This is a genomic window from Shinella granuli, assembly GCF_004341885.1.
In the GTDB taxonomy this organism is placed as follows: domain Bacteria; phylum Pseudomonadota; class Alphaproteobacteria; order Rhizobiales; family Rhizobiaceae; genus Shinella; species Shinella granuli.
In genome coordinates this window covers 24201-48432 of the sequence record NZ_SLVX01000013.1, presented here as the reverse complement: position 1 = coordinate 48432, position 24232 = coordinate 24201, and the positions used below count along the sequence as shown (strand labels likewise).

The 24232-nt window shown below is 65.2% G+C and carries 27 protein-coding genes and 2 tRNA genes; 18 read left to right on the top strand and 11 right to left on the bottom strand.

Annotated features, from left to right (window positions below; genetic code table 11):
• Positions 1-37: 37 nt before the first annotated feature.
• The 3 genes from EV665_RS19470 to EV665_RS19460 all read right to left on the bottom strand — a co-directional run bounded on the left by EV665_RS19470 (position 38) and on the right by EV665_RS19460 (position 3323).
• Positions 38-802, bottom strand: coding sequence for a PopZ family protein (locus tag EV665_RS19470; protein ID WP_064329910.1), 765 nt, complete (start codon positions 800-802; stop codon positions 38-40).
• Between the two features lie 211 nt (positions 803-1013).
• Positions 1014-2414 (bottom strand): TolC family outer membrane protein, encoded by a 1401-nt coding sequence (locus tag EV665_RS19465; protein ID WP_133035358.1) that lies wholly within the window; start codon positions 2412-2414, stop codon positions 1014-1016.
• A gap of 258 nt (positions 2415-2672) precedes the next feature.
• Positions 2673-3323 (bottom strand): protein-L-isoaspartate O-methyltransferase family protein, encoded by a 651-nt coding sequence (locus EV665_RS19460; protein ID WP_133035428.1) that lies wholly within the window; start codon positions 3321-3323, stop codon positions 2673-2675.
• Between the two features lie 310 nt (positions 3324-3633).
• Between EV665_RS19460 and exbB the strand changes: the two genes are divergently transcribed.
• The 4 genes from exbB (at position 3634) to EV665_RS19440 (ending at position 5814) form a co-directional block, all read left to right on the top strand.
• Entirely contained in the window at positions 3634-4677 is a 1044-nt protein-coding gene (gene exbB / locus EV665_RS19455) for a tonB-system energizer ExbB (protein ID WP_245507771.1), read from the top strand.
• Positions 4678-4681: 4 nt separating this feature from the next.
• Complete coding sequence (gene exbD / locus EV665_RS19450; protein WP_133035357.1) at positions 4682-5119, top strand: TonB system transport protein ExbD; 438 nt, start codon at positions 4682-4684, stop codon at positions 5117-5119.
• Between the two features lie 198 nt (positions 5120-5317).
• Positions 5318-5391, top strand: a tRNA-Cys gene (locus EV665_RS19445).
• A gap of 144 nt (positions 5392-5535) precedes the next feature.
• Positions 5536-5814, top strand: a complete 279-nt coding sequence (locus EV665_RS19440) for a hypothetical protein (protein ID WP_064329905.1) — start codon at positions 5536-5538, stop codon at positions 5812-5814.
• Between the two features lie 210 nt (positions 5815-6024).
• On the opposite strand, the gene EV665_RS19435 is transcribed toward EV665_RS19440, so the two are convergent.
• Complete coding sequence (locus EV665_RS19435) at positions 6025-6501, bottom strand: DUF2938 domain-containing protein (RefSeq protein WP_133035356.1); 477 nt, start codon at positions 6499-6501, stop codon at positions 6025-6027.
• Positions 6502-6571: 70 nt separating this feature from the next.
• Entirely contained in the window at positions 6572-6856 is a 285-nt protein-coding gene (locus EV665_RS19430; protein ID WP_064329903.1) for a hypothetical protein, read from the bottom strand.
• A gap of 164 nt (positions 6857-7020) precedes the next feature.
• Between EV665_RS19430 and EV665_RS19425 the strand changes: the two genes are divergently transcribed.
• Positions 7021-7095 (top strand) — tRNA-Asn (locus tag EV665_RS19425).
• 83 nt (positions 7096-7178) lie between these two features.
• On the opposite strand, the gene EV665_RS19420 is transcribed toward EV665_RS19425, so the two are convergent.
• The gene (locus EV665_RS19420) at positions 7179-7370 is read right to left on the bottom strand and encodes a hypothetical protein (RefSeq protein WP_064329902.1); all 192 of its coding nucleotides are present in this window, start codon (positions 7368-7370) and stop codon (positions 7179-7181) included.
• A 77-nt stretch (positions 7371-7447) separates the two neighbouring features.
• Positions 7448-7660 carry a hypothetical protein gene (locus EV665_RS19415; RefSeq protein WP_133035355.1) on the bottom strand — a complete coding sequence of 71 codons (213 nt, stop codon included), beginning with the start codon at positions 7658-7660 and terminating at the stop codon, positions 7448-7450.
• A 224-nt stretch (positions 7661-7884) separates the two neighbouring features.
• Between EV665_RS19415 and EV665_RS19410 the strand changes: the two genes are divergently transcribed.
• The 8 genes from EV665_RS19410 (at position 7885) to EV665_RS19375 (ending at position 15154) form a co-directional block, all read left to right on the top strand.
• Positions 7885-9150, top strand: coding sequence for an SAM-dependent methyltransferase (locus tag EV665_RS19410; RefSeq protein WP_133035354.1), 1266 nt, complete (start codon positions 7885-7887; stop codon positions 9148-9150).
• 125 nt (positions 9151-9275) lie between these two features.
• A complete protein-coding gene (locus EV665_RS19405) occupies positions 9276-10316 on the top strand; it encodes a cysteine synthase A (RefSeq protein WP_064329899.1) in 1041 nt (346 codons plus the stop codon).
• 5 nt (positions 10317-10321) lie between these two features.
• Complete coding sequence (locus EV665_RS19400) at positions 10322-11059, top strand: alanyl-tRNA editing protein (RefSeq protein ID WP_133035353.1); 738 nt, start codon at positions 10322-10324, stop codon at positions 11057-11059.
• Positions 11060-11278: 219 nt separating this feature from the next.
• A complete protein-coding gene (gene sseA, locus EV665_RS19395; RefSeq protein ID WP_133035352.1) occupies positions 11279-12133 on the top strand; it encodes a 3-mercaptopyruvate sulfurtransferase in 855 nt (284 codons plus the stop codon).
• Positions 12133-12723 (top strand): GNAT family N-acetyltransferase, encoded by a 591-nt coding sequence (locus EV665_RS19390; protein WP_133035351.1) that lies wholly within the window; start codon positions 12133-12135, stop codon positions 12721-12723. The genes sseA and EV665_RS19390 overlap by 1 nt, the downstream gene beginning before the upstream one ends.
• 98 nt (positions 12724-12821) lie before the next feature.
• Positions 12822-13382, top strand: coding sequence for an OmpA family protein (locus EV665_RS19385; RefSeq protein ID WP_064329895.1), 561 nt, complete (start codon positions 12822-12824; stop codon positions 13380-13382).
• Between the two features lie 198 nt (positions 13383-13580).
• A complete protein-coding gene (locus EV665_RS19380) occupies positions 13581-14615 on the top strand; it encodes a phosphotransferase enzyme family protein (protein WP_133035350.1) in 1035 nt (344 codons plus the stop codon).
• 71 nt (positions 14616-14686) lie between these two features.
• A complete protein-coding gene (locus tag EV665_RS19375) occupies positions 14687-15154 on the top strand; it encodes a DUF1203 domain-containing protein (RefSeq protein ID WP_133035349.1) in 468 nt (155 codons plus the stop codon).
• A gap of 49 nt (positions 15155-15203) precedes the next feature.
• On the opposite strand, the gene ald is transcribed toward EV665_RS19375, so the two are convergent.
• Positions 15204-16322 (bottom strand): alanine dehydrogenase, encoded by a 1119-nt coding sequence (gene ald, locus EV665_RS19370; protein WP_024270452.1) that lies wholly within the window; start codon positions 16320-16322, stop codon positions 15204-15206.
• Between the two features lie 165 nt (positions 16323-16487).
• On the opposite strand from ald, the gene EV665_RS19365 reads away from it, so the two are divergent.
• Positions 16488-16949, top strand: a complete 462-nt coding sequence (locus EV665_RS19365) for an Lrp/AsnC family transcriptional regulator (protein WP_064329892.1) — start codon at positions 16488-16490, stop codon at positions 16947-16949.
• On the opposite strand, the gene EV665_RS19360 is transcribed toward EV665_RS19365, so the two are convergent.
• The 3 genes from EV665_RS19360 to ilvA all read right to left on the bottom strand — a co-directional run bounded on the left by EV665_RS19360 (position 16946) and on the right by ilvA (position 20035).
• Positions 16946-18193, bottom strand: coding sequence for a GGDEF domain-containing protein (locus EV665_RS19360; RefSeq protein ID WP_064329891.1), 1248 nt, complete (start codon positions 18191-18193; stop codon positions 16946-16948). The genes EV665_RS19365 and EV665_RS19360 overlap by 4 nt on opposite strands.
• 165 nt (positions 18194-18358) lie before the next feature.
• The gene (locus EV665_RS19355; RefSeq protein ID WP_133035348.1) at positions 18359-18673 is read right to left on the bottom strand and encodes an HlyU family transcriptional regulator; all 315 of its coding nucleotides are present in this window, start codon (positions 18671-18673) and stop codon (positions 18359-18361) included.
• 114 nt (positions 18674-18787) lie between these two features.
• Complete coding sequence (gene ilvA, locus EV665_RS19350; protein ID WP_064329889.1) at positions 18788-20035, bottom strand: threonine ammonia-lyase; 1248 nt, start codon at positions 20033-20035, stop codon at positions 18788-18790.
• Positions 20036-20295: 260 nt separating this feature from the next.
• On the opposite strand from ilvA, the gene EV665_RS19345 reads away from it, so the two are divergent.
• The 4 genes from EV665_RS19345 to EV665_RS19330 all read left to right on the top strand — a co-directional run bounded on the left by EV665_RS19345 (position 20296) and on the right by EV665_RS19330 (position 24177).
• On the top strand, positions 20296-21750 hold the full coding sequence (locus EV665_RS19345; protein WP_064329888.1) for a TrkH family potassium uptake protein: 1455 nt from the start codon (positions 20296-20298) through the stop codon (positions 21748-21750).
• Between the two features lie 81 nt (positions 21751-21831).
• The gene (locus EV665_RS19340) at positions 21832-22410 is read left to right on the top strand and encodes a hypothetical protein (RefSeq protein ID WP_133035347.1); all 579 of its coding nucleotides are present in this window, start codon (positions 21832-21834) and stop codon (positions 22408-22410) included.
• Positions 22411-22525: 115 nt separating this feature from the next.
• A complete protein-coding gene (locus EV665_RS19335) occupies positions 22526-23170 on the top strand; it encodes a DUF47 domain-containing protein (protein WP_064329886.1) in 645 nt (214 codons plus the stop codon).
• Complete coding sequence (locus EV665_RS19330) at positions 23170-24177, top strand: inorganic phosphate transporter (RefSeq protein WP_133035346.1); 1008 nt, start codon at positions 23170-23172, stop codon at positions 24175-24177. The genes EV665_RS19335 and EV665_RS19330 overlap by 1 nt, the downstream gene beginning before the upstream one ends.
• Positions 24178-24232 lie beyond the last annotated feature (55 nt).

The window sequence follows — 24232 nt, the reverse complement described above, 5'->3', positions numbered from 1 at the left end:
GGCTTAAACCAATCTTTTGAAGAATTGGCGGCGTCGGTCAGCGGCGCGGGCCGCGCGCCACCCGTTCGATCTCTTCGCGCACCAGCCGTTCGACGAGCGTCGGCAGGTTGTCGTCCAGCCATTCCTGCAGCATCGGGCGCAGCATCTCCTCGGCGATCTCGTCGAAGGAGCGGCGCGGGCCGGCGTCGAGCGCCTGCGCCAGCGCGCCGAAGGACTGGGCCACGCGCGCGCCGACATCCGGGGAGACGATCGCGGCGACATCCCGGCTGGCGGCAGCCGGCTCGGCGGCGCGTTCCTCGGCGATCGGCTCGACTATCGGCGCCGCCACCGCTTCGGCGACAGGCTCGGCCTTCGCGACGGTTTCGAATGCCGGCACGACGCGGCCGGCATTGGCTGCCATGCGCGCGGTCACGATCGGATTTTCCTCCCGTGCCGGCGCCTGCACCGGCTCGGCGGAAACGGGCTCCGGCATCTCGCGGCTGGCGACATGGCGCTCGGAAGCGGCGCGAACACGGGCGGCGACATCGGCAAGCGACAGGGCCGGCTGACCGCCCTGCGCCGGTTCGGCACGCGGGACCGGCTGGGCAGCGGCAGAGCGGTGTTCTTCGGCATGGAACTGTTCGACCACGCCCGGATGATCGAGCAGGGTGCGGCCCTCGCTCTCCGTCGTGATGTCAAAGCCGCCGTCGTCTTCGGCATCGGCCGCAAGGTCCGGCATGGCTTCGTTGTTCTCGATGATCTTGCGAATGGACGCCAGGATTTCATCCATGGACGGTTCACGCGCGACATTTGGCTGAGCCATTTCTATCCCCGTTCTCTGCGGCGTCCCTGGCCAGCCTCTACGGGACCTGCCGGACATCACGAAAACCCTAGGCGAGTTCGACGACGAACTAAATCGCCGCGAATCATGTGTTCCCAGTGATGCACAGTTTTGTTTGCCCTGCCAAGGGCAAGGCGATCGCCATCGCCCCGCGATGCCGCAGGAACCCCCATCTCGCCTTGCGGGAAACTGCTTACTTGCCGTCGACGGTTCTCAGGCCGAACCACTTGTCCTTGACGGCCTCGTAGTGCACTTCGGCGCGGTATTCCGCGACCTCCAGCCCCTGGCTGCGCACCGTCAGGCTGCCCGTGGCGGCGAGCAGCGAATAGCTCGCCACGACCGCATTGCGCTGCACGGCGGCAAGGTCTTCCTGCGCATCGAGCACGTTCTGCTGGGCATTGAGCACGTCCAGCGTCGTGCGCTGGCCGACATTTCGCTCCTCGATGACACCGTTCAACGCCTGGTTGGCGGCCTCGATCTGCGCGCGGATGGCCGCGATCGAAGCATTTGCCGCCTCATATTGCGCATGCGCCGAGGCGATCGTGCGCTGGACTTCCATGCGCGCGGAATCGACGAGCAACTGGCTTTCGCCCAGCCGCTCCTTGGCCTGGCGAATCTGACCGTATTCCGCGCCGCCCTGATAGAGCGGAACGGTCAGGCGGGCAGATACCGCCCCACGCAGATTGTCGGCGGGGCCATCTTCCGAATTGACCGATTTATAGACACTTCCCTGCAGGGAGACGCCCGGCAGCATGGCGCCTTCAGCCTCCTTCACATTGTAGCCGGCAGCGTCAACACCGCGCATGGCAGCAAGAATATTCGGATTCTCGCGCATGCCCGTCGCCACGGCGTTATCAAGCGAACCCGGCATGGCCTTCTTGGCAGGCGACGGCTGCTTGATACCTTTCGGCATTTCGCCAACGATCTGCACATATGCCGCCTCACTCTGCTTCAGCGACGAGACGGCTGCTGTCAGCAACGCCTTTGCGGAGGCCAGTTCCGCCTCGGCGAGGCTGACGTCGGTCCGCGTCCCCTCCCCGACATTGAGGCGCGCATTGGCGGCGTTCACCTGTTCGCGCAGGAAGGCGATGTTCTGCTTGCGGATGGACACTATCGTCTGGTCGCGCGCGATATTGGCGTAGGCCTCCACAGCCGCCAGAAGAATGGAGATTTCCTGAGCCCGCAGGGATTCGCGGTTCGCCAGAACATTCGCCTCGGCCGCCCTGACACGGTTGAGCGTCTGGAAGCCATCGAAGACCTGTTGGCTGATCGTGATGCCATAACTGGAGGCGACATAGTCCGTCTGTCGACCGGCCTGTCCTCCAAAAATTCCGCGAGGAGGCCGCACATCAAGGTTCGTCCGGCTGGCTTCCGCCTCCGCCACGCCCGTCACATGCGGCCGCATGCCGGACTTGGCGATCGTCACGTTCTCGTCGATGGCGCGCAGGGCGGCGCGGGCGGCGTTGAGGTCCGGGTTGTTCTCGTAGGCCTTGGCCATGGCGCCGGCCAGCGTTTCGGCAAGCGCCGCCTGCGGCAGGACGTGGACGGCGGTGGCGAGCGCGAGCGCAAGGGCGGTTCGACGAAGAAGGGACACAGTACGAAACTCCGATCCTGGCCAGCCCGTCGCGAGAGCTGCCTACACACATTTCTCACCGGCGCGAAGGCCGGGCACATCTCACCCGGCATCGGTGGCCGGCCGCGGACGGGTCCGCTCCGCCCGCGATAATGCCTCTTCGCTCATTCAGGAACAGTCGTCAGGCCTGTCAGGAAGGATTTGGTAACGACAATAGGGCAGGCCCGTTGCGAAAGTGCAACAAACGGGCCTGCCGGAAGGGTGCGCATCGGCACTGGCTCAGAACACGAATTCCCTGGCCTTGCGGAAGCCCGGCAGCGGCTTGACGGCGGTGTTGAAGACGTTGCGCTCGGAAACGCGCCCGCCTTCCTTGATATAGAGCCGCGCCTGCGAGGCGTTGCCATACCCCTCGACGACGACGAGGCGGCCGCCGTCGCGCAACTGGGCGAAGAGCGCCTGCGGAACGAACTCCACCGCGCCATGCACGAAGATCACCTCATAGGGCGCTTCCGGCGCATAGCCGGCCTCCAGATCGCCGGTGACGACGGCGACATTGTCGTAACCGAGGCGGGCGAGCGTTTCCGTCGCGCTCGCGGCCAGCGCCGCATCGCTCTCCAGCGCCACGACGGAGCTGCCGAGGCGCGAGAGGATGGCCGAGGCATAGCCGGTGCCGCAGCCGACCTCCAGCACGACATCGGTGGCGGCGATCTCGGCGAGCTGGATCAGCTTGGCGAGCGGCGACGGCTCCATCAGGTAGCGGCCGGGGGCAATCTGGATATCGTCGTCGATATAGGCGAGCGGCTTGACGGCCGCGGGCACGAATTCCTCGCGCGCGACGGTCAGGAAGGCGTCGAGCACCTCATGCGCCGTGACGTCCGTCGTACGGATCTGGTTGTCCACCATCTTCGTGCGCGCTGCTTTGTAGTCAATCATCTCTAGCCCTGTGAGTAAGCGGCAGACCGCGGCACGAAGGCCCGGTTGCGATGCCGGATGCGTCGCAATTCTCTTAGAGCGGTTTCGGGCCGGGTGTCCATAGGCGGCGATCGTCTGCGCGCAAAAACCGCGCCCCCGCGGTTTCGCCCCGGCGGGCTGCAGGACTTTCCGGAGCTTATCATGAATAAATTACTCAACATATTATTGCCTGCCCCCGCCATAATGTCGTATTGAGCAGTCAGGTTTTCGCGGCGCCTGGCGTCCGCACCATGCCCGTTTTTCGAACGGGCACCGTTTGAATTGAGACATGCAAGAGGAATACACCGTGCTGAAACGGTCTCGACTTCTATTCGCGATCATCCTGATGGCGCTCGCCACTCCGCCGGCCGTCCTGGCCCAGGCCCAGGAAACCCAGGGCCAGGTGCAGGGAACCTCCGCCCAGACAGATGGCCAGCCGGAAGCCGGACAGTCCAGCGGCGCCTCCACGACGACGACCACGACATCGCGGCCCGTGGCCGGCGACACGGCGACCACGGCCGACGAGGACGTCGACGGCGAGGACGCGACCGAGCTCGATGCCGTCGATGATGCCGGCGCCGGCGAGCGGCAGGCCGGCCTGCCGCACGACCTTTCCCCCTGGGGCATGTTCATGGCGGCCGACATCGTCGTCAAGGGCGTGATGATCGGCCTTGCCTTCGCCTCCGTCGTCACCTGGGCCGTGCTTCTCGCCAAGCTCGTCGAACTGGCGGCAGCCCAGCGCTCCGCCAGCCGCGCCGTTCGGCAGCTCATCGTCGCCCGGGGCCTCGAAGACGGCGAGCAGGCGCTCGGCCGCAACCGCGGCACCGTCGCGCGCATGACGCGCGCTGCCCGCGAGGAAATGGAAGCCTCCGAACCCGTGCTCGACCACGTTTCGGACGGCGGCGTGAAGGAGCGCATCTCCTCGCGCCTCACCCGCATGGAAGTCCATGCCGGCCGTCGCATCGCCAAGGGCACGGGCCTGCTGGCCACCATCGGCTCCACGGCCCCCTTCGTCGGCCTGTTCGGCACCGTCTGGGGCATCATGAACTCGTTCATCGGCATCTCGAAGGCGCAGACCACGAACCTTGCCATCGTCGCGCCCGGCATCGCCGAGGCGCTGCTGGCGACGGCCATCGGCCTCGTCGCCGCCATTCCCGCCGTCGTGATCTACAATTTCCTCGCCCGCGCCATCACCGGCTACCGCCAGAACCTTGCCGATGCCTCGGCCGCCATCGAGCGGCTGGCCAGCCGCGACCTCGACATGCGCCGCTCGCTGCGCCACGGCACGCAGCGCAACGAACGGGCCGCCGGCTCCGTCGTGAAGATCGGGTGAGGCCATGGCGAGCAAGATCAAGGAAGGCGGCGGCGACGACCTGGAGGAGAACAGCGAGATCAACGTGACGCCATTCATCGACGTCATGCTGGTGCTGCTCATCATCTTCATGGTGGCCGCCCCGCTCGCCACCGTCGACATCAATGTCGACCTGCCCTCCTCCGTCGCCCAGCCGACGCCGCGCGAGGACAAGCCGGTCTTCATGACGCTGAAGAAGGACCTGACGGTCTCGATCGGCAATGGCGAGATCGCCCGCGACAATTTCGGCCCGGAGCTCGACGCGGTGACGGAAGGCAACAAGGAGGCCCGCATCCTGCTGCGCGCCGACAAGGCCGTCGACTACGGCAATGTCATGGATGTGATGAACCTGCTGCGTGCGGCCGGATACGGCAAGATCGCCCTCGTCGGCCTCGAAGGCGGCGCCCCGGCGCAGCAGCAATAAGAAGGCGAGGCGCGCCTGCGGGCGCGCCGCCCTGCCCCATGGCCTTCTCGTGCCGCATGCCGGATTGCCGGCGAGGGCAACGAATGCTTCGCGAACATCCGCACGGATGAAAAAAACCGCGTGTTCGGAATAAGCCCCTTGCGCCCTTTCTCAATTCGTTCTAAACGCCCGGCACCACTCGCTTTATAGCAAACGGACGGCCTCGTGGCGGAGTGGTTACGCAGAGGACTGCAAATCCTTGCACCCGAGTTCGATTCTCGGCGAGGCCTCCACTCTCTCCCCTTTATATAATCTACCGGCTTGATTTTACTGCCCAATATCCCACGTATGGTATTGAGCGCATCGTCATGCGCTTTGCCCGGAACCAGGCTGCTCGCATTCGGCCGGGTCGAGCGAGATGAACAGGAGAGAGTCCGATGCCCAGTCTCAAGACCGTCGCGGCCATCGCCATCGCCTTTGCCCTGACGGGCTGCACCGCCGCTTCCGCTCTGGAGCCGATTCCCGGGAGTATCATCTACAAGGGCCAGCCGCGGACGAAGCTGACGAAGGCCCCGATCGGCAGTACCTTCGAACACCGGTTCCGCGACCAGTTCGGCGATGAATATCTGGAGGTTTACCGGATCGCGCCGGATCGTTCCCTGGAACTGCTCTCCCGGCGCAGAATCGACATCGTCGAGTTCGGCCTGGGACGGTAAGCGGTTCAGGGCGCACGAAAACGCCGGGATGGGTGGACGAGGTCGCCACAACCTGTCAGAAGCAGCGCGGGACGCGACTGCCGATAACGTTAGATCGGGGTCGGGCGACCGATTGACGTCACGTCGCTGCCACGAGACCACGCTGGCCGTCCCATACGCCCCCTGAGACGCCGGAACGGCTGCCGTGCACCTCGATGCGGCGCCCTGCCCTCACCGCAGCAACAATGCCGTTCCGTAGAGCCCCAGGGCAAAAACCGTGTGCGAAACCAGATTGAGCACCCGCACCTGATTGGCATTGGGAAGCTTCGACGCCGCCACGCCGATGCCCAGGCCGGGCTGGAGCAGGAACCAGCCGGCGCCGACCGTGACGATGCCGAGGACAAAGGCCGGCAGGAAGGTCGGGACGGCGAACCAGGCCTGCCCGACGATCAGCGCCAGAATCACGCCATAGAGAATGCCGACGGCATAGTGGCCGATCCAGCCGAGCGCGAGCTCCGACGTATGGGGTTCCGCCTTTCCTATATCGTCATGGAAGAGGGTGCCGTTCTTCAGGTGCCAGAACCAGCGGCCGACCGGCGCCCAGTTCGGCCGCGCCTGGCGGAAGACCTTCCAGAGGAAAACCGCCCACAGGTCCATCAGCACGGTGGCGCCGATGCCGATCGCCACGCCCTTCAACAGCAGTTCCATATGCGCCCCTTGCCCAAAGCTTGTCTTGCCCGGTTAGAGCAGGTCCGTCCCGGCGATGCAACAAAGCCCGTCAGCGCGCACTGCGCCGCGCCTTGCGGGTCGCCCACCAGACGGCAAGCCGGCGTCGCTGGCGGCGGACGAAGGGGGAATCGTGCGAAAGCACCAGAAGGCCGAGCGGCACCATCCAGAATCCGAGCACCGGCAGGAAGCCGAGAAGGCCGCCGACGACGAGAAGGACGCCGATCGTGGTACGCAGCCAGCGCGATTCCGGCAGTTTCATCCGCAATGAGCCGATCACGATCTCCCGCGTGCGGGGATCTATCCCGAAATGCATATTTGTTTTTCGCGTCGTCATCCGCCGTCCATTTCACGCAAACGCCTGGTTTTCCAAGGCTCGTCCATCTCCCAGTTGGAGACTTCTCCACAATCAATCAAGTCTCGTGCATTTTTTTGTCAAAAAGCGCTTGGCAAATCGATCAGGCATTTGTATTACGCGCTCACTCCGCGGCGAGCGGATGATCCCTGGTAGCTCAGCGGTAGAGCATTCGACTGTTAATCGACAGGTCGCCGGTTCGAATCCGGCCCGGGGAGCCAGATTCTTGAAGGGCTGCGCTGGATAGCGCGGCCCTTCTGCTTTTCAGCCATCGGCAGATTTCCGCTCTGTAAAGCCGCATCGCCTAGCGTGGGCTGGCCGGCGGGCGCTTCGTGTTCATCTGGAGTTCGTGGCGGCTGGCGAAGCGGCCGAAGAGCAGGAGCAGCTTGCGCTCCTCAGCCTTGCCCAGCCCGTTCCTGCGGCAATGTTCGATGACGTCGAGGACATGGCGGGACTTAGGGGGAGTGAACCGGCGATTGTCGATGTGATGCGTCATCCGGGTGCCTCCTCCGTTCGGTATTCGAACAGGGAAGGAACGCGCCGGGGCAAGGCTTTGTTCCCGGCGCCTTCGTATCAGGCCACCATTCCGGCGCCGGACTGGCCGGCCTTGCGGGAGAGGCCGTAGTCCCGGTCCTTGAGGGTGCGGCGGAAGACCTGGCTGCGGTCGCGCGGCGGGGTCGAAAGGTCGGCGAGCGGCGTTCCGATCGCGCCATCCGCATAGGTGCCGGTTGCAATGTCGTCCTCTGGCGTGGCCGGGTTCGCCTGAAAAAATCCGAAAAACATCATGCTCTCTCCCGTTTTCCCTCCAAACGGCCGAACGGGATTTGCGTTCCCGCCGACGCCGGATAGACGCAAAATTAACCATGTTTGCTAACAGATCGTTAAAACCCGCCGCTTTTGCGATCCGCAACCATCCCCTTCATGATCCGGCCTGTCACGATTCACGTCTTGGCGTTCGCCGCCATTGACGATAGCCTTCACCCAACGTCGGGTTGGCAGAGGGGCAATCGATGACGACTGAAATGATTTCAGAAAAGGCATTTTCAGAGCACGAAACACTGACGGCCGCCAATTTTGCCGAACGCACGAAGCGCCTGCCGTTGCGCGCCAGGATGGTGTTGCGCGGCCTCCTGGGCCTGGAGACCGGCGCGCTGGCCATGACCGTGCCGGACGGACAGACCTTCGTGATCCGCGGCAAGACCCCCGGCCCCCACGCCCTCGTCCGGCTCAACAACTGGAACCTCGTCCACCGCGCCGTCAGCGCCGGCACGATCGGCGTCGCGGAGAGCTATATGGACGGCGACTGGGAAAGCCCAGATGCCGGCGCCTTCCTCGAACTCTTCCTCGTCAATACGAATGTCGGCCGCAACTATACCAACGGGCCGCGCGGCCTCCTCCGCCTCGTGGAGAAATTCCGCCACTGGCTGAACGCCAACACCCGCCGCGGCTCCAAGCGCAACATCTCGGCGCACTACGATCTCGGCAACGAGTTCTATTCGCAGTGGCTCGACCCGACGATGACCTATTCCTCCGCGCTCTATTCGGGCGGGGCGAACGACCTCACCTCGGCCCAGGTCGCCAAATACCGCGCGCTGGCCGAGGCGACCGGTATCGGCCCGAACGACCATGTGCTGGAAATCGGCTGCGGCTGGGGCGGCTTTGCCGAGTTCGCCGCAGGCGAGATCGGCTGCAAGGTGACGGGCCTGACGATCAGCCGCGAGCAGCTCGCCTTCGCGCGCGCGCGCATGGTGAAGGCCGGCCTTGCCGACCGGGTCGAGCTGAAGTTCCAGGACTACCGCGACGAGACCGGCACCTATGACCGCATCGTCTCCATCGAAATGTTCGAGGCGGTCGGCGAACGCTACTGGCCGGCCTATTTCTCAAAACTCAGCGAATGCCTGAAGCCGGGCGGCCGGGCGGGCCTGCAGATCATCACCATCCTGCAGGAGGCCTATGCGGAATACCGGGCCAATCCGGATTTCATCCAGAAATACGTCTTTCCCGGCGGCATGCTGCCGACCCGCGAGCATCTCGCCTCCCTCGGTCGGCAGGTCGGGCTCGCGACGGCCTCCGACATCGGCTTCGGCCACGACTATGCCCGCACGCTCGCCGAATGGCGCCACCGCTTCTGGGCCGCCTGGGAGTGCATCGTGCCGCTCGGCTTCGACGAGCGCTTCCGCAAGCTCTGGGAGTTCTACTTCTATTATTGCGAGGCGGGTTTCCGGGCGCGCAACATCGACGTTCGCCAGGTCGTCTATACCCGGCCCCCTGGCTGACGGGCAGACATGGAAAAAATCCCTCTGGAAGGTCGCTCCACGGGAACACGATTTCTTGCAATGCGCCGCTTGCCGGCCGAAAAGACGCTTTCCAATCTAGGCAGATAACGCGAGGCTCGGGTCCCATGGCAATTCTTCCGTCCGTTCTGGATGCAATCGGCAACACGCCGCTGATCCGGCTCAAGGGGGCCTCGGAGGCGACGGGCTGCGAGATCCTCGGCAAGGCGGAGTTTCTGAACCCCGGCCAGTCGGTCAAGGACCGGGCGGCGCTGTCGATCATCCGGGCGGCGGAGCGGTCCGGCGCCCTGCGGCCGGGCGGCGTCATCGTCGAGGGCACGGCGGGCAATACGGGCATCGGCCTTGCCCTCGTCGCGCAGGCGCTCGGCTACCGCACCGTCATCGTCATCCCGGAAACGCAGAGCCAGGAGAAGAAGGACGCGCTGCGGCTGCTCGGCGCCGAGCTCGTCGAGGTGCCGGCCGTTGCCTACAAGAACCCGAACAACTACGTGAAACTCTCCGGCCGCCTTGCCGAGCAGCTCGCCAAGACCGAGCCGAACGGCGCGATCTGGGCGAACCAGTTCGACAATGTCGCCAACCGCGACGCCCATATCGAGACGACGGCGCCGGAAATCTGGCGCGACACCGACGGCAAGGTCGACGGCTTCGTCTCGGCCGTCGGCTCGGGCGGCACGCTTGCCGGCGTCGCGGCGGGCCTCAGGGCGAAGAACCCCAACATCAAGATCGCCCTTGCCGACCCGGATGGCGCGGCCCTCTACAATTATTATGCGCATGGGGAGCTGAAATCCTCCGGCAGTTCCATCACCGAAGGCATCGGCCAGGGCCGCATCACGGCCAATCTGGAAGGCTTCACGCCCGACTATTCCTACCAGATCCCCGATTCGGAGGCCGTTCCGCTGGTCTTCGACCTGATCGAGAAGGAAGGCATCGCCGTCGGCGGCTCCACCGGCATCAACATTGCCGGCGCGATCCGGCTCGCCCGGGACCTCGGCCCCGGCCACACGATCGTGACGATCCTGTGCGACTATGCTAACCGCTACCAGTCGAAGCTCTTCAACGCGGACTTCCTCGATTCGAAGGGCCTGCCCGTTCCGGCATGGCTGAAGGCGAAATCGGGGATCAAGGTCCCCTACCAGCCGGTCGAATAGGTCCCATGTCCCTCACCACCACTGCCCTCTTCCGCGACGATTTCTATCTTTCGACGAACGAGGCGGTGGTGACGGCGGTGCACCAGGACGGTAGCATCGAACTCGACCAGACCTGTTTCTACGCGACGTCTGGCGGCCAGCCCGGCGACAGCGGCTTCCTGGAGCGCGCCGACGGCAGCCGCATCGCGCTCGGCCCGGCAGTGACCGGCGCGACCAAGGACATCATCCTCCATCGCCCGCTCGAAGGCGAGGCGCTGCCGATCGTCGGCGAGACGATCGTCGCCCATATCGACTGGGCGCGCCGCTACAAGCTGATGCGCATGCACACGGCCTGTCACCTGCTCTCCGTCGTCTGCCCCTACCCGATCACCGGCGCGGCCGTCGGCGAGGAGGACAGTCGCGTCGATTTCGACATGACGGAGACGATCGACAAGGACGAGGTCACGGCCAGATTGATGGCGCTCGTGCGCGAAAACCATCCGGTCTTCGTGCAGTGGATCACCGATGCGGAGCTTGCCGAAAATCCCGGCATCGTGAAATCGAAGAACGTGCGCCCGCCGATGGGCCTCGGTCGGGTCAGCCTCGTGTGCATCGGGGAAAATTTCGCCGTCGACAGCCAGCCCTGCGGCGGCACCCATGTGTCCGAAACCCAGGAAGTGGGCGCCATCCACATCGCCAAGATCGAGAAGAAGGGCAAGGAGAACCGCCGGTTCCGCATCCGCTTCGGAACACCGGAGGCCTGACGCGACAGGCTCCACGGTAAATCGACCAAGGGCAATTCCAGCAGGAATACGCAGCGGTTTTGCGCTGGGAATTGCATTGAAACAAAAGGATAGAGCGTTTTCGCGGTTCGAAACAGCGCAGAAATGCTCTAGGATATTTGCAGCATATTCAATTTCTTGCAGTGCACTTCCCGCGCCGCGGCGGATGCGGGACACTGCCGGCCTGAAAGGGAGAAGACCATGTCCAACGACAGGAGCCGGTTCGTCGTCTCGGCGGATTTCGTGGAAAAGCAGCTTGGCGCGCCGGAATTCCGCATCGTCGATGCCGCCTGGTATCTTCCCGCGCAGAACCGCAACGGCGCGGCCGAATATGCCGAAGGCCACATTCCCGGTGCCGTGTTCTTCGACCAGGATGTGATCGCCGATCATTCCGGCACGCTGCCGCACACCGTGCCCTCGCCGGAATTCTTTGCCGCAGAAGTCGGCAAGCTCGGCATTTCCGACACGGACACCATCGTCGTCTATGACGGCCCCGGCATCTTCACCGCCCCGCGCGTCTGGTGGCTGTTCCGCACGATGGGCGCGAAGAACGTCTTCGTGCTGGATGGCGGCCTCGACGGCTGGAAGAAGGAGGGACGGCCGCTTCAGACCGACCTGCCGGAGCCGGCACCGGCAGTCTTCCACACCAATTTCAACCCTTATGCGGTGACCTCCTTCGAGGAGATGCGCGGCATCGTCGCGACGGGCGCAAGGCAGATCGCCGATGCGCGCGGCGCCGGCCGCTTCACCGGCGAGGAGGCCGAGCCGCGCGCCGGCATGCGCTCCGGCCACATGCCGGGCGCAAAGAGCATGCCGTCGGGCACATTCTCCGAGGGCGGCCGGTTCAAGGACCTTGCCAGCCTGCGCCGGCATTTCGAGGAAGCCGGCATCGACCTCTCCAAGCCGGTCGTCACGACCTGCGGCTCGGGCATCACCGCCGCGATCATCACGCTGGCCCTGCATTCTCTCGGTCATGAGGACAACACGCTCTACGACGGCTCGTGGTCCGAATGGGGCGGCCGGGACGACACGCCCGTGGCGACGGGGAAAGACTGATGGCAAAGAAGGCCCAGTCCGCGCCGATCGCGGTGCATGTCACCACGCTGGAAATGACCGTGCCGCCGAAGCAGAGCCTGCCGGTGCCGGTCAACGTGCACACCGCCATCCTCAGCGCGCCTGATATCCCGCTCGCCTTCTATCGCTTCCTCTACCGGCAGGTCGGCGGGCGCTGGCACTGGGTCGACCGGCTGCGCATGGACGACGAGACGCTGGCGGCGACGCTGCACGACAAGCGCAACAGCGTGACGGTGCTCTATGTGAACGGCGCGCCCGCCGGCTTCTTCGAGCTGCTGCAGGTCGACGACGCGGTGGTGGAGCTCTCCCATTTCGGCCTGTTCGAGCGGGCGCTCGGCCTTGGCATCGGCAAGTGGTTCCTGCTCCAGACGCTCTATGCCGCCTGGGCGCTCGGCCCGACGCGCGTCACGGTCGACACCAACAATCTCGACCATCCGCGCGCGCTGCAGCTCTACCAGATGTTCGGCTTTTCGCCGGTCGGCACGCAGGATACCGAGATCGTCCCGCTATCCGATGCCGAGCTTCTGGCGCTCGCCAAGCGGGATTGCCTGCCGCCCGGCGAACCGCGTTAATCATTCTGAACGGAACCCAACAGACGGTTCAGGTCCGCTTCAGTTCGTGCATGGCACTTTCCGGCCAACAAAGATCAACCGAGCAAGGAAACACCGCCATGCAACGTCGCGCCTTTCTGACCGCCTTCGCCACCGCCCTCGCCGTTCCCGCCCTTCCGGGTCTGGTGCTTGCGCAGGAAACCCCATCCTCGGAGATCATCCTGCGCCGGCTCGATGCGGCCCCGACGCGCCGCCTGCGCGATGACGAACGGGTGACGGTGCGCGAATTCAAGCGCCGGCCGGACCTGCGCGGCGCGGCGCCGTCGATCAACATCCAGTCGATCAACTTCGCCTTCGGCTCCGCGGATATCCCGCGCTCGGAATACGGCAAGGTGCGCCAGATCGCCCGTGCCATGGAGCAGTTGCTCCGGCGCCGCCGCCGCGCCGTCTTCCTGATCGAGGGCCATACGGATGCCGTCGGGTCCGCCGCCTCCAACCAGATCCTGTCGGAACGCCGCGCCGAATCGCTGAAGCGGCTGCTCGTGCAGGAATTCGGCCTCCCCTCCCGCGCCCTCGAAACCGTCGGCTACGGCGAGGATTACCTGCTCGTCCAGACGCTCAGCGAGGAATGGCGCAACCGGCGTGTGACGCTGCGCCGCATCGACGAGTTCGTGCGCTGACGCATGCCGGAAATACGGCAATCACCGCGGTTCGGCCCCTGCCGACACCGCGGTGATTGCCTTTCGGGCGACTGGTAGAGACCAATTCGCCGCTGGAAACGATGTCAGAGCTGTGCCATATGACTGTCACACGCAATTCCGGAGGCGACGGATCCGCTGGACGGATCGATCGGCAGACAAACGGAATTTCTCGCTCGCATGGACAGCCGCACGCCCGACCTTCGCGATCTGCTCGGCAAGCGGGTGCGCATCCTGCACACCAAGCGGCGCCTCAGCATCCAGAAGCGCATCGTCGAGTTCGAACAGCAGACCTATGTGCTGCATTTCTTCCTGCGCAAGTCGACGAAGGAGCGGTTCGAGGCGGCGGTGCGCAAGCTCCAGGAAGCGGGCATTTCCGCCCAGCATGTCTGTGCCGGCACCCGCTCGCGGCGCGAGGCGCTGCGGGCCGGCGGCCACTGGCTGGCGCTCTCCTTCCTGCCCGGCACGCCGCTGACGCGCAAGGCCCATCCGAAGGCCCTCGCCGCGCTCGGCGGGACGCTGGCGAAGCTGAACGCGATCGAAGGCGCCGCAGCGGGCGCGCTCTTCGAGCGGCGACGGCCCGTGCTGCCGCACGAGGCCTATCTCTTGCTGAACGGCGCGGCACACACGCCGGAAGAGCAGCGCTGGATCGAGGAAAGCCTTGCCCGCATGCGCCGGCTCCCCGCCAACCAGCTCACCCATGGCGATCTCTACGGCAGCAACATCATCGAGCAGGACGACCATGCGATCGGCCTGATCGACTACGAGCTGATGACCTATGACGTGTCCGGCATCGAACTTGCCGCCACGCTGATGCGCCCCTTCTGCCGCCAGAGCGCGCAGCGGCAAAGCCTGCTTCAGGGGTATCTTGCCGCCTGCCCCGCCGCCCTCGCCGATATCTGGCAGCGCCATGCAGCCGATCTCGTCTTCACCGCCGCAACGCGTCTGCTGGCCGCGCGGCAGAAGCGAATACGCCACCTCGCCATCCGTGATCGCCTGCTGACGGCCGGCGAGCGCGTGCTGCCGGCCTCGATGCGCACGCGGGCGAGAGACCGGCGTGCGGCCATCACAAGGAACATCGCCTCCGCCCGGGAGAACGAAGCCTATTACCGGCATATCGCCAGGACCATGATCGGCCTCTGCCTTGCCGAACCGGCGATCGATCCCGTGCGCCTCCTGGAACAGTGCGACGCGCTCTTCCGCAAAACGCCCTGATCCGCAAGAAACGGGTGTCGCAGCCTCGGCAAAGACGGGAAGGTGCCGGCCCGTCAACCGGAGCTTCCGCCATGTCCATCCGCTTCCTTCCCATACCGACCGAAACCGTCACCGCCTACCGGACCGGCGGCAAGGATGCCTACGGCCTTTCCCCCGAACGCCACATCTCCGACGGCGTCGGCGTGCCCTGCCGTCATTGCCTGCAGATGGTCGGCGCCGGGGAACCCTATCTCATCCTGGCGCACCGCCCCTTCCCGGCCATGCAGCCCTTTGCGGAAACCGGGCCGATCTTCCTGCATGCCGAGCCCTGCGCGGCCCATGAGCCCTCGCAAATCCTGCCGCCGATGCTGACCAGCCGCGATTACATCGTGCGCGGCTATTCGGCGGAAAACCGCATCCTCTACGGCAGCGGCGCCGTGGTGCCGACACCCGACATCCCGGACCATGCCGCAACGCTGCTCGCCCGGGAGGACGTCGCCTATCTGCATATCCGCTCCGCCCGCTACAATTGCTACCAGTGCCGCGTCGAGCGGGCATGAAAAAGGCCCGGATCGCTCCGGGCCTCCTCCTGTCCGTTGCCGTGGCCGGTCAGGCGACGTTCAGCACCGCTTCCGGTGCATAGGCCTCGTAGCCGAGCGCGTCGGCGACCGGGCGGTTCGTCACGCGGCCCTTGTGCACGTTGAGGCCGGCGCGCAGGTGCCGGTCCTCGGCGATCGCCTTCAGGCCCTTGTCGGCAAGCTGCAGGCCGTAATGCAGCGTCGCGTTGTTCAGGGCATGGGCCGAGGTGACCGGCACGGCGCCCGGCATGTTGGCGACGCAGTAATGCACCACGCCGTCGACCTCGTAGGTCGGATCGGAATGGGTCGTGGCGTGCGAGGTCTCGAAGCAGCCACCCTGATCGATGGCGACGTCGACGATGACCGCGCCCTTCTTCATGCCCGAGAGCATTTCGCGCGTGACGAGCTTGGGCGCCGCCGCACCGGGGATCAGCACCGCGCCGATGACGAGATCGGCGGAGAAGACCTCCTCTTCCAGCGCGTCGATCGTCGAATAGCGCGTGTGGATGCGCCCGCCGAAGAGGTCGTCGAGCTGGCGCAGGCGCGGGATCGAGCGGTCGAGGATGGAGACATCTGCGCCGAGGCCAGCGGCCATCTTCGCCGCATGCAGGCCGACGACGCCGCCGCCGATGATCGCGACCTTGGCCGGCAGCACGCCCGGCACGCCGCCGAGCAGGATGCCGCGGCCGCCATTGGCCTTCTGCAGCGCCGTCGCGCCCGCCTGGATGGAAAGGCGGCCGGCGACCTCGGACATCGGGGCGAGCAACGGCAGGCCGCCGCGCTCGTCCGTCACCGTCTCATAGGCGATGGCGGTGACGCCGGAGGCAAGAAGGCCCTTGGTCTGGTCCGGATCGGGCGCAAGGTGGAGGTAGGTGTAGAGAATCTGTCCGTCGCGGAGTTGCGCCCATTCGGCGGGCTGCGGTTCCTTGACCTTCACCACCATGTCGCATTTCTGGAAGATATCGGCGGCGGTGGCTGCAATCTTCGCGCCGGCGGCGCGATAGGCGTCATCGTCTGCGCCGATGCCGGCGCCGGCCTTGGTCTCGACGAGAACCTCGTGGCCGTGGGCCACATATTCGCGCACGGCACCGGGCGTCAGACCCACCCGATATTCATGATTCTTGATTTCCTTCGGACAACCGACACGCATGCGCGTTCCTTTCCCAGTCTGTTCCCGTTTTTGCTTGCCGCCGCTCCCGGCGGGGATCACCATGGAAGCAGAGGACGGACGCAATGTCCTTGCAAAGCCGGTTTGCGAAACGGCGACCTGTCGAATATTCTCCTGATATTAGCAGAATTTTCGAAGGAAATTCGAATGGCGCACTTGGATGCAATCGATACTGCGATCCTCAGGGTGATTCAGCAGAACGGGCGGATCTCCAATGCGGAGCTGGCCGAGCGTGTCGGCCTGTCGCCCTCGGCCTGCTCGCGCCGCCTCGACATCCTGGAAAAATCCGGCACCGTCACCGGGTATCACGCCCGCATCTCGCCCAAGGCGCTCGACTACAAGATGATCGCCATCGTGCACATCTCGCTGTCCGGCCAGTTCGCCAAGACGCTCGCGGAATTCGAGGCGGCGGTGAAACTCTGCCCCAATGTGCTGGTCTGCTACCTGATGTCGGGCGAATACGACTACATCCTGCGCGTCGCCGCCAAGGACCTTGAGGATTACGAGCGCATCCACCGCGACTGGCTGTCGGCGCTTCCCCATGTGGTGAAGATCAATTCGAGCTTTGCGCTGCGCGAGATCATCGACCGGCCGAATGTCGGGGTCTAGCTGGAAATAACCCGGTTGCGGCCGGCATTCTTGGCGGCGTAGAGCCGTGCATCGGCGGCTGAAAGCAGGGCGTTCAGCGTCGTGCCGTCGCTGTAGCTGTTGGCGACGCCGATGCTGACGGTCATCGGCACGCCGTCCGGCCGGCGGATTTCGGCCTCGACGGTCCGGCGCAGCATTTCCGCCCGCTCGGTGCCGGCTGCAGGGGCAATGTCCTCGCAGATGACGACGAACTCCTCGCCGCCGAAGCGGAACAGCCGGTCGCTGGCGCGAAGGGCCCGCTGCAGGCTGGCGGCGGTCTCCTTCAGCACGCCGTCGCCGGCAAGATGCCCGAAGCGGTCGTTGACGTCCTTGAAGTGGTCGGCGTCGATGATCATCAGCGCCAGCGGCTTGCCCGCCGCCATCATCGCCGAGAGCATGCGCGGCGCCTCGTATTCGAGGCGGCTGCGGTCATAGACGCCGGTCAGCGCGTCCCGGCCGGAGCGGTCGAGCAGGTCCTCGTAGCGCTCGCGGAAAGTCAGGTCGGCGAAGATGTCCGAGATGGGGCGCGGTGAGACAGGAATGGCCGAGATGCGCGAATAATGCAGATAGACGGTGATCAGCACCGCATAGGCGCTCGCCGCCAGCATCTTGGCGATCCAGCCGCCCCAGAACACCTCGGTCGGCGCGCCGTTCAGGAAATGCAGCGCGGCGAAGAAGCCGATCTGGTCGAAGGTGAGCACGGCGACACCCGAGACGAAGAAGCGCAGGGCCGTGCTCTTCTTGAAGACCCGCCCGAGCCGCTCGTAGAGCAGGATGATCGCCAGCGAATCGAGATAGAGCAGCGTCGTGCCCCACAGCATCAGCCAGCCCATCTCGTCGATGAAGGCGAGATCGGCGATGCGGCCGGGCACCACGCCGATGGTCTGGTGGTGGCGCAGGAAGAAGCCGAGGCCGACCGTCAGGAAATTGCCGGCGAGCAGGCCGTAGATCGGCGCGCGCACCACGGAGGCGTCCTCCTTCACATAGAGAAGGAGGATCATCATCAGCTTGCCGGAAAACAGCACCGAGGAGCCGGGCGAAATGACGCCGAAGGGCAGTTCGATATAGAAGACCGCCGCCAGGTAGGTCTCCAGGAAGTGCATGACGCCGAGCGCGGCGATGAACATGCCGATGCCCAGTTGATGGCGCAGGTGCAGAAGGCCCACCATGAAGACGAAGTAGAACCCGGCCTCGATGAGAAGCAGGATCAGGTTTTCAGTGCCCATGGCCGGTCCGCAGCATTTTCGATTGCCCGGCAGCTAATCGTACCGGGAGAGTCGCAACAAGTGATTTTCCCGCGGATACAGGCAATTGCGCCGGTTCTCCAGCGCCTTCGTGCAATTGTGTATGAGTTTTCACAGGGGCGGACGGAAAAATCCACCCTGGAGCCGTCAGACCTGCCGGCTTTCCGCGCCGTCGGCGAAGAGCGCGCCACCGTTCTGGTCGGCGATCTGCCTTGCCTTGCGGAAGGTCGCGGCGACCGTATCGTCCCGCGAGGAGAAGAGATCGGCGCGGATGAAGCTGCGGGTCAGCACCCGGTCTCCATCCCGCTTCTCGATCCGGCCGGCAAGGCGGTACTGCCCGCCCTCCGGAATGGGAGCCGCGACGAGGGTGAGGTCGTTGTAGGCCTCGGTTTCCTCCGCGACTTTCGCCGGAGCTGCCGAGTCGCCGCCGCGACCGAAGAGTTTTGAAAAGAACGATGCCATGGCCGATTGCTAACACAGGCCGCGGCGGCCTCCAAGGGGAGAGCTGTGGATAGTCTGCCTGCTGCCGCCCCCTTCGCCGGCAAAGACGAGGAGGCGGCAGCGGGAAAAGGCAGGCTAGATGACGAGATTGGCCAGAATCTCGTTTTCCGTGATGTCCTGGTAGCGCAGGCCCGCCCCGTCGAACGCCTTCTTCAGCGCGGCGAAATTCTCCGGCGCCTTGGTCTCGATGCCGATGAGGATCGAGCCGAAGTTGCGGGCGGATTTCTTGAGATATTCGAAGCGGGCGATGTCGTCGTCCGGTCCGAGCAGGTTGAGGAAGTCGCGCAGCGCGCCGGGGCGCTGGGCAAGGCGCAGGATGAAGTATTTCTTCAGCCCCGCATGGCGCATGGCGCGTTCCTTGACGTCCGGCAGGCGCTCGAAGTCGAAATTGCCGCCGGAGACGACGGCCACGACCGTCTTGCCCTCCAGCGCCTCGCGGCCGAGCGCGTCGAGCGCCGTCAGCGACAGCGCGCCGGCCGGCTCCAGCACCACGCCCTCGACGTTCAGCATGTCGATCATCGTCACGCAGATCGCGTTTTCCGACAGCAGCATCACCTGGTCGGCGGAAAAACGGCTGAGCGCGGCGAAATTGAGCGCGCCGATCTGGCCGACCGCGGCGCCGTCGACAAAATTGTCGACCTGGTCGAGCGTCACCACCGCGCCGCTTTCGAGGCTGCGCCGCAGGCTCGGCGCGCCCGCCGGCTCGCAGAAAAGGAAGCTCGACGGGCCGATCCTGCCGTCGAGATAGCCCGTTATGCCGGAGGCGAGGCCGCCGCCGCCGACCGGCAGCACCACGAGGTCCGGCAGCTTGCCGTCGGGCAACTGCCGGACGAATTCCGCCGCCACCGTCGCCTGCCCCTCGATGATGTCGGCATGGTCGAAGGGCGGCACCATCAGCGCGCCGGTCGCCTCCGCATGGTCGCGGGCCGCCTTGTAGCACTGGTCGAAGAAGTCGCCGACGAGCTTGATCGTCACGAATTCGCCGCCGAACATGCGTGTCTTGTCGATCTTCTGCTGCGGCGTCGTCACCGGCATGAAGACCACGCCCGGCACGCCGAAATGGCGGCAGACGAAGGCGAAGCCCTGCGCGTGGTTGCCGGCCGAGGCGCAGACGAAGCTGCGCGCGCCGGCCTCGTCGGCGAGCACCTTGCGGAAGAAGTTGAAGGCCCCGCGGATCTTGTAGGAGCGCACCGGCGAGAGATCCTCGCGCTTGAGGTAGATCTCCGCACCGTAGCGGGCGGAGAGATGTTCGTTCAGTTGGAGCGGCGTTTCGGGAAAGAGGCCGCGCAGGGCCTCCATGGCCGTGTCGACGTCGGATGTCATGCTCTGGTCCGTGTTCGATGGATTGGGTTCAAAAAACTGCGTATCTCGCCTTCGGGAAAGGACAGAGGCAGGCAAAGCCGATCATTCTTCAAACCTTTCCGATGCTCCGCGCCGCGGGAGCCACGCGGCAGAACCGGTCCGCACCGGAATGGACCCGCGCCGGCGCGCCATCCTTGAGTTTGGACGATGCAAAGGCTATGGCATATCGACGCGACGGTTACCACCCGCCCTGGCCAGCATGGCCTCTTCGAGACCAGAACTTGAACGCCACCATCTTCCGATCCGCCATCAATATCGCAGCGATCAGCGGGATCTATCTTTCCGTGGCGATGCTGATCCCGGCCATCATCGATGTCTATTACGGCCATCCCGATTCGGAGGTGTTCTTCCTCTCCGCCTTCATGACCGGCGGCCTCTCGCTGGCCACGGCCGCGGCGACGCGCGCCGGCCCGCCGCCCTTCAACAAGCGCATGGGCTTTCTCGTCGTCAACATGCTCTGGCTTTCCGGCAGCATCATCGGCGCCATCCCGCTCTGGCTGTCCTCGCTGAACCTCACCTTCGCGCAGGCCTTCTTCGAATCGGTCTCGGCGATCAGCACGACCGGCTCCACCGTCATCACCGGCCTCGACGATGCGCCGCCGGGCGTGCTCATGTGGCGCTCGCTGCTGCACTGGCTCGGCGGCGTCGGCATCCTGGCGCTCGGCCTCTTCATCATGCCGTATCTGCGCGTCGGCGGCATGTCCTTCTTCAAGCTCGAATCATCGGACACGGCCGACAAGCCCTTCGCCCGCATCGCGAGCTACACCCGCGCCTTCCTCGCCCTCTATGTCGGCATCACCCTGCTTTGCGCCGTCGTCTACGCCGCGCTCGGCATGGGCCGCTTCGATGCGCTGAACCATGCCATGTCGACGGTGGCGACCGGCGGGCTTTCGACGCACGACGCCTCGTTCGGCTATTTCAACAGCCTGCCGCTGCTGTGGGCCGCCACCTTCTTCATGACGCTCTCCAGCCTGCCCTTCTCGGTGCTGATCCTCTTCGTCGTGCGCGGGCGGCTCGATGCGTGGCGCGACCCGCAGATCCGCGTCTTCCTCGGTTATCTCGCGTTCTTCGCCATTGCCGCGAGCGTCTTCCAGCGGCTGGAAAACGGCGTCAGCTTCCACGAGGCGCTCGCCCACGCCTTCTTCACCGTCGCCTCGATCCTGTCGACGACGGGCTTTGCCAGCGACGACTATACGCAATGGGGCCATTTCATCGTGGCACTCGCTTTCGTCGCCACCTTCATGGGCGGCTGTTCGGGCTCGACCTCCGGGGGCCTGAAGGCCTATCGCCTGATCATCCTCTTCAATTTCATCCGCACCGGCCTCTACCGCCTGATCTATCCGGACGGCATCCATGCCGTGCGCTACGGCACGATGACCGTCGATGCCGACTTCCAGCGCAGCGTCTTCCTGTTCTTCATCACCTATGTCGCGATCTCGGCCCTCGGGGCGATCCTGCTCGGCCTGATGGGCTACGACATCCTGACGGCGATCTCGGCCGCCGCCACCTCGCTGTCGAATGTCGGCCCCGGCGTCACGCAGGCGATCGGGCCGGCCGGCACGTTCGCCGGCTTCCACGACGCCGCGCTCTACGTGCTCTCCCTGCTGATGCTGCTCGGCCGCCTCGAAATCCTCACCGTTCTCGTCATCCTCACACCGCTCTTCTGGAAGAGCTGATCGCGGCGCGCGCCGCGCGGCGTTCTTGACTGTTGCCAAGCTTCTTCGCATCCTGCCGCCAACCGGCTGGAGGAAGACGGAATGTTCGTGTCGAAGTCCCTGTTGCGCATGACCCTTGTCGCCGCGCTCGCGCCCACGCTCGCCCTTGCCGGCCCCCTTGCGGATGCGGCCAGGAAGGCCGAGGAGCAGGCCGCGGCCGGCGACACGGTCGGCGCGCACAACACGATCCGCGACGCCTTCGGCGCCTTTGCCGCCACGCTGCCCTTCTCGATCGGCAAGGCCGTCTTCGTTTCGACGGCACCGGAAGGCTATGGCATGTATGCGGTGCGGCCGGAAGCGAGCTTCAAGGCGGGCGAGGCACTCATCTCCTATGTCGAGCCGGTCGGCCTCACCTGGCGGCCGGCCGACGGGGGCCTGCTCGAATCGCATTTCACCGTCGACCTGGAACTGCTCGACCCGAAGGGCACGGTGCTCGCCGAGCAGAAGGCCTTCGGCTCCTTCGATTTCAAGGGCAGCGTGCGCAACCAGGAGGTCTTCGCCAAGCTGACGCTCAATCTCAGCGGCCCGCCGGCCGGCGACTATGTGCTGCGCTATCGCTTCCGCGATGCCGCAAGCGGGGCGGTCGCGATCAGCGAGCAGCCGTTCAAGATCGTTCCCTGAGCGACTTTTCCACAGGCACGCAGAGAATTGTGACAAGCCGGAATCCGTGCTTTCCAGCGGGTTGACGGTCAATTATGACAGCCGCATGACAACCCCAGCCACGTAAGGGGCACCCATGCTTTCGCTGTTTCGCAAACTCATGCCGCGCGAGGACCGTTTCTTCGATCTCTTCGAGCAGCATTCCCGCACCGTCGTCGGCGCCGCCGAAGCCCTCCAGTCGCTCCTTGCCGGCGGGCCGGACATGGAAGAACACTGCAACCGCATCGTCGAACTGGAAGACAAGGCCGACGACATCACCCGCGAGGTGCTGCTCGCCGTGCGCCGCAGCTTCATCACGCCCTTCGACCGCGGCGACATCAAGGACCTGATCCAGTCGATGGACGATGCCATCGACATGATGCACAAGACGGTCAAGACCATCCGCCTCTACGAGCAGACGAGCTTCCAGCCCGGCATGCAGGAAATGGGTGCCGCCGTCGTCAAGGCCGCCCATCTCGTCGCCGAGGCCATTCCGCTGCTCGACAAGGTGGGCGTGCATGCCGGCCGCCTCACCTCGATCGCCGAGGAGGTCACCCGCGTCGAGGGCCGCTCGGACGAGCTGCACGACCAGGGGCTGAAAGACCTCTTCAGGCAATACGGCAAGACCGATCCGATGGCCTATATCATCGGCAGCGAGATCTATGGCGAGCTGGAGAAGGTCGTCGACCGCTTCGAGGACGTCGCCAATGAAATCAGCGGTATCGTGATCGAGAACGTCTGATGGACGCCACCCTCGCCTTTCCGTTGCTCGTCGGCCTCGTCGGCATCGCGCTGCTGTTCGATTTCCTGAACGGCCTGCACGATGCGGCGAACTCGATCGCCACGATCGTCTCGACGCGCGTGCTGCGCCCGCAATATGCCGTCATCTGGGCGGCGTTCTTCAACTTCATCGCCTTCCTGTTCTTCGGCCTGCATGTCGCCGAGACGCTCGGCAAGGGCATCATCGATCCCGGCATCGTCAACCCGCTCGTCATCTTCGCGGCACTGATGGGCGCGATCATCTGGAACGTCGTCACCTGGATCTTCGGCATCCCCTCCTCCTCCTCGCACGCCCTCATCGGCGGCCTCGTCGGCGCGGGTCTTGCCAGGACCGGCTTCGACGCCGTCGTCTGGAGCGGCCTCATCAAGACGGCGAGTGCCATCTTCCTGTCGCCCGCCATCGGCTTCCTGCTGGCGCTGATCCTGGTGCTCACGGTCTCCTGGCTCTTCGTGCGCCAGACGCCGTTCGCCGTCGATCGCACCTTCCGCGTCATGCAGTTCATCTCGGCCTCGCTCTATTCGCTCGGCCATGGCGGCAACGACGCGCAGAAGACCATGGGCATCATCGCCGTGCTGCTCTTCTCGCAGGGCTATCTCGGCGGCGAGTTCCATGTGCCCTTCTGGGTGGTCATCACCTGCCAGGCGGCGATGGCGCTCGGCACCCTGATGGGCGGCTGGCGCATCGTGCACACGATGGGTTCCAAGATCACCCGCCTCAACCCGATGCAGGGTTTCTGCGCGGAGACCGGCGGGGCGATCACCCTTTTCGCCGCCACCTGGCTCGGCATCCCGGTCTCGACGACGCATACGATCACCGGCGCGATCATCGGCGTCGGCGCCGCCCGGCGCGTTTCGGCCGTGCGCTGGGGCGTCGCCGGCAACATCGTCTGGGCCTGGATCATCACGCTGCCGTCCGCCGCCGCGATCTCCGCCCTCTTCTTCCTCGTCATCAACGCCGTCACCGGCTGAGGCCTTCTGAAACGAGAACGGCGGAAGCGTTGCCGCTTCCGCCGTTCCCGGCGTG

Coding starts and splice junctions, on each gene's coding strand:
- EV665_RS19440 (WP_064329905.1), top strand. CDS start 5,536: ATGCCCAGTCTCAAGACCGTCGCGGCCATCGCCATCGCCTTTGCCCTG.
- EV665_RS19415 (WP_133035355.1), bottom strand. CDS start 7,660: ATGATGTTTTTCGGATTTTTTCAGGCGAACCCGGCCACGCCAGAGGAC.
- ald (WP_024270452.1), bottom strand. CDS start 16,322: ATGCGTGTCGGTTGTCCGAAGGAAATCAAGAATCATGAATATCGGGTG.
- ilvA (WP_064329889.1), bottom strand. CDS start 20,035: ATGACATCCGACGTCGACACGGCCATGGAGGCCCTGCGCGGCCTCTTT.
- EV665_RS19390 (WP_133035351.1), top strand. CDS start 12,133: ATGGCAAAGAAGGCCCAGTCCGCGCCGATCGCGGTGCATGTCACCACG.
- exbD (WP_133035357.1), top strand. CDS start 4,682: ATGGCGAGCAAGATCAAGGAAGGCGGCGGCGACGACCTGGAGGAGAAC.
- EV665_RS19355 (WP_133035348.1), bottom strand. CDS start 18,673: ATGGCATCGTTCTTTTCAAAACTCTTCGGTCGCGGCGGCGACTCGGCA.
- EV665_RS19435 (WP_133035356.1), bottom strand. CDS start 6,501: ATGGAACTGCTGTTGAAGGGCGTGGCGATCGGCATCGGCGCCACCGTG.
- EV665_RS19420 (WP_064329902.1), bottom strand. CDS start 7,370: ATGACGCATCACATCGACAATCGCCGGTTCACTCCCCCTAAGTCCCGC.
- EV665_RS19375 (WP_133035349.1), top strand. CDS start 14,687: ATGTCCATCCGCTTCCTTCCCATACCGACCGAAACCGTCACCGCCTAC.
- EV665_RS19335 (WP_064329886.1), top strand. CDS start 22,526: ATGCTTTCGCTGTTTCGCAAACTCATGCCGCGCGAGGACCGTTTCTTC.
- EV665_RS19410 (WP_133035354.1), top strand. CDS start 7,885: ATGACGACTGAAATGATTTCAGAAAAGGCATTTTCAGAGCACGAAACA.
- EV665_RS19380 (WP_133035350.1), top strand. CDS start 13,581: ATGGACAGCCGCACGCCCGACCTTCGCGATCTGCTCGGCAAGCGGGTG.
- EV665_RS19385 (WP_064329895.1), top strand. CDS start 12,822: ATGCAACGTCGCGCCTTTCTGACCGCCTTCGCCACCGCCCTCGCCGTT.
- EV665_RS19470 (WP_064329910.1), bottom strand. CDS start 802: ATGGCTCAGCCAAATGTCGCGCGTGAACCGTCCATGGATGAAATCCTG.
- EV665_RS19365 (WP_064329892.1), top strand. CDS start 16,488: ATGGCGCACTTGGATGCAATCGATACTGCGATCCTCAGGGTGATTCAG.
- EV665_RS19400 (WP_133035353.1), top strand. CDS start 10,322: ATGTCCCTCACCACCACTGCCCTCTTCCGCGACGATTTCTATCTTTCG.
- exbB (WP_245507771.1), top strand. CDS start 3,634: ATGCAAGAGGAATACACCGTGCTGAAACGGTCTCGACTTCTATTCGCG.
- EV665_RS19360 (WP_064329891.1), bottom strand. CDS start 18,193: ATGGGCACTGAAAACCTGATCCTGCTTCTCATCGAGGCCGGGTTCTAC.
- EV665_RS19405 (WP_064329899.1), top strand. CDS start 9,276: ATGGCAATTCTTCCGTCCGTTCTGGATGCAATCGGCAACACGCCGCTG.
- EV665_RS19340 (WP_133035347.1), top strand. CDS start 21,832: ATGTTCGTGTCGAAGTCCCTGTTGCGCATGACCCTTGTCGCCGCGCTC.
- sseA (WP_133035352.1), top strand. CDS start 11,279: ATGTCCAACGACAGGAGCCGGTTCGTCGTCTCGGCGGATTTCGTGGAA.
- EV665_RS19430 (WP_064329903.1), bottom strand. CDS start 6,856: ATGACGACGCGAAAAACAAATATGCATTTCGGGATAGATCCCCGCACG.
- EV665_RS19330 (WP_133035346.1), top strand. CDS start 23,170: ATGGACGCCACCCTCGCCTTTCCGTTGCTCGTCGGCCTCGTCGGCATC.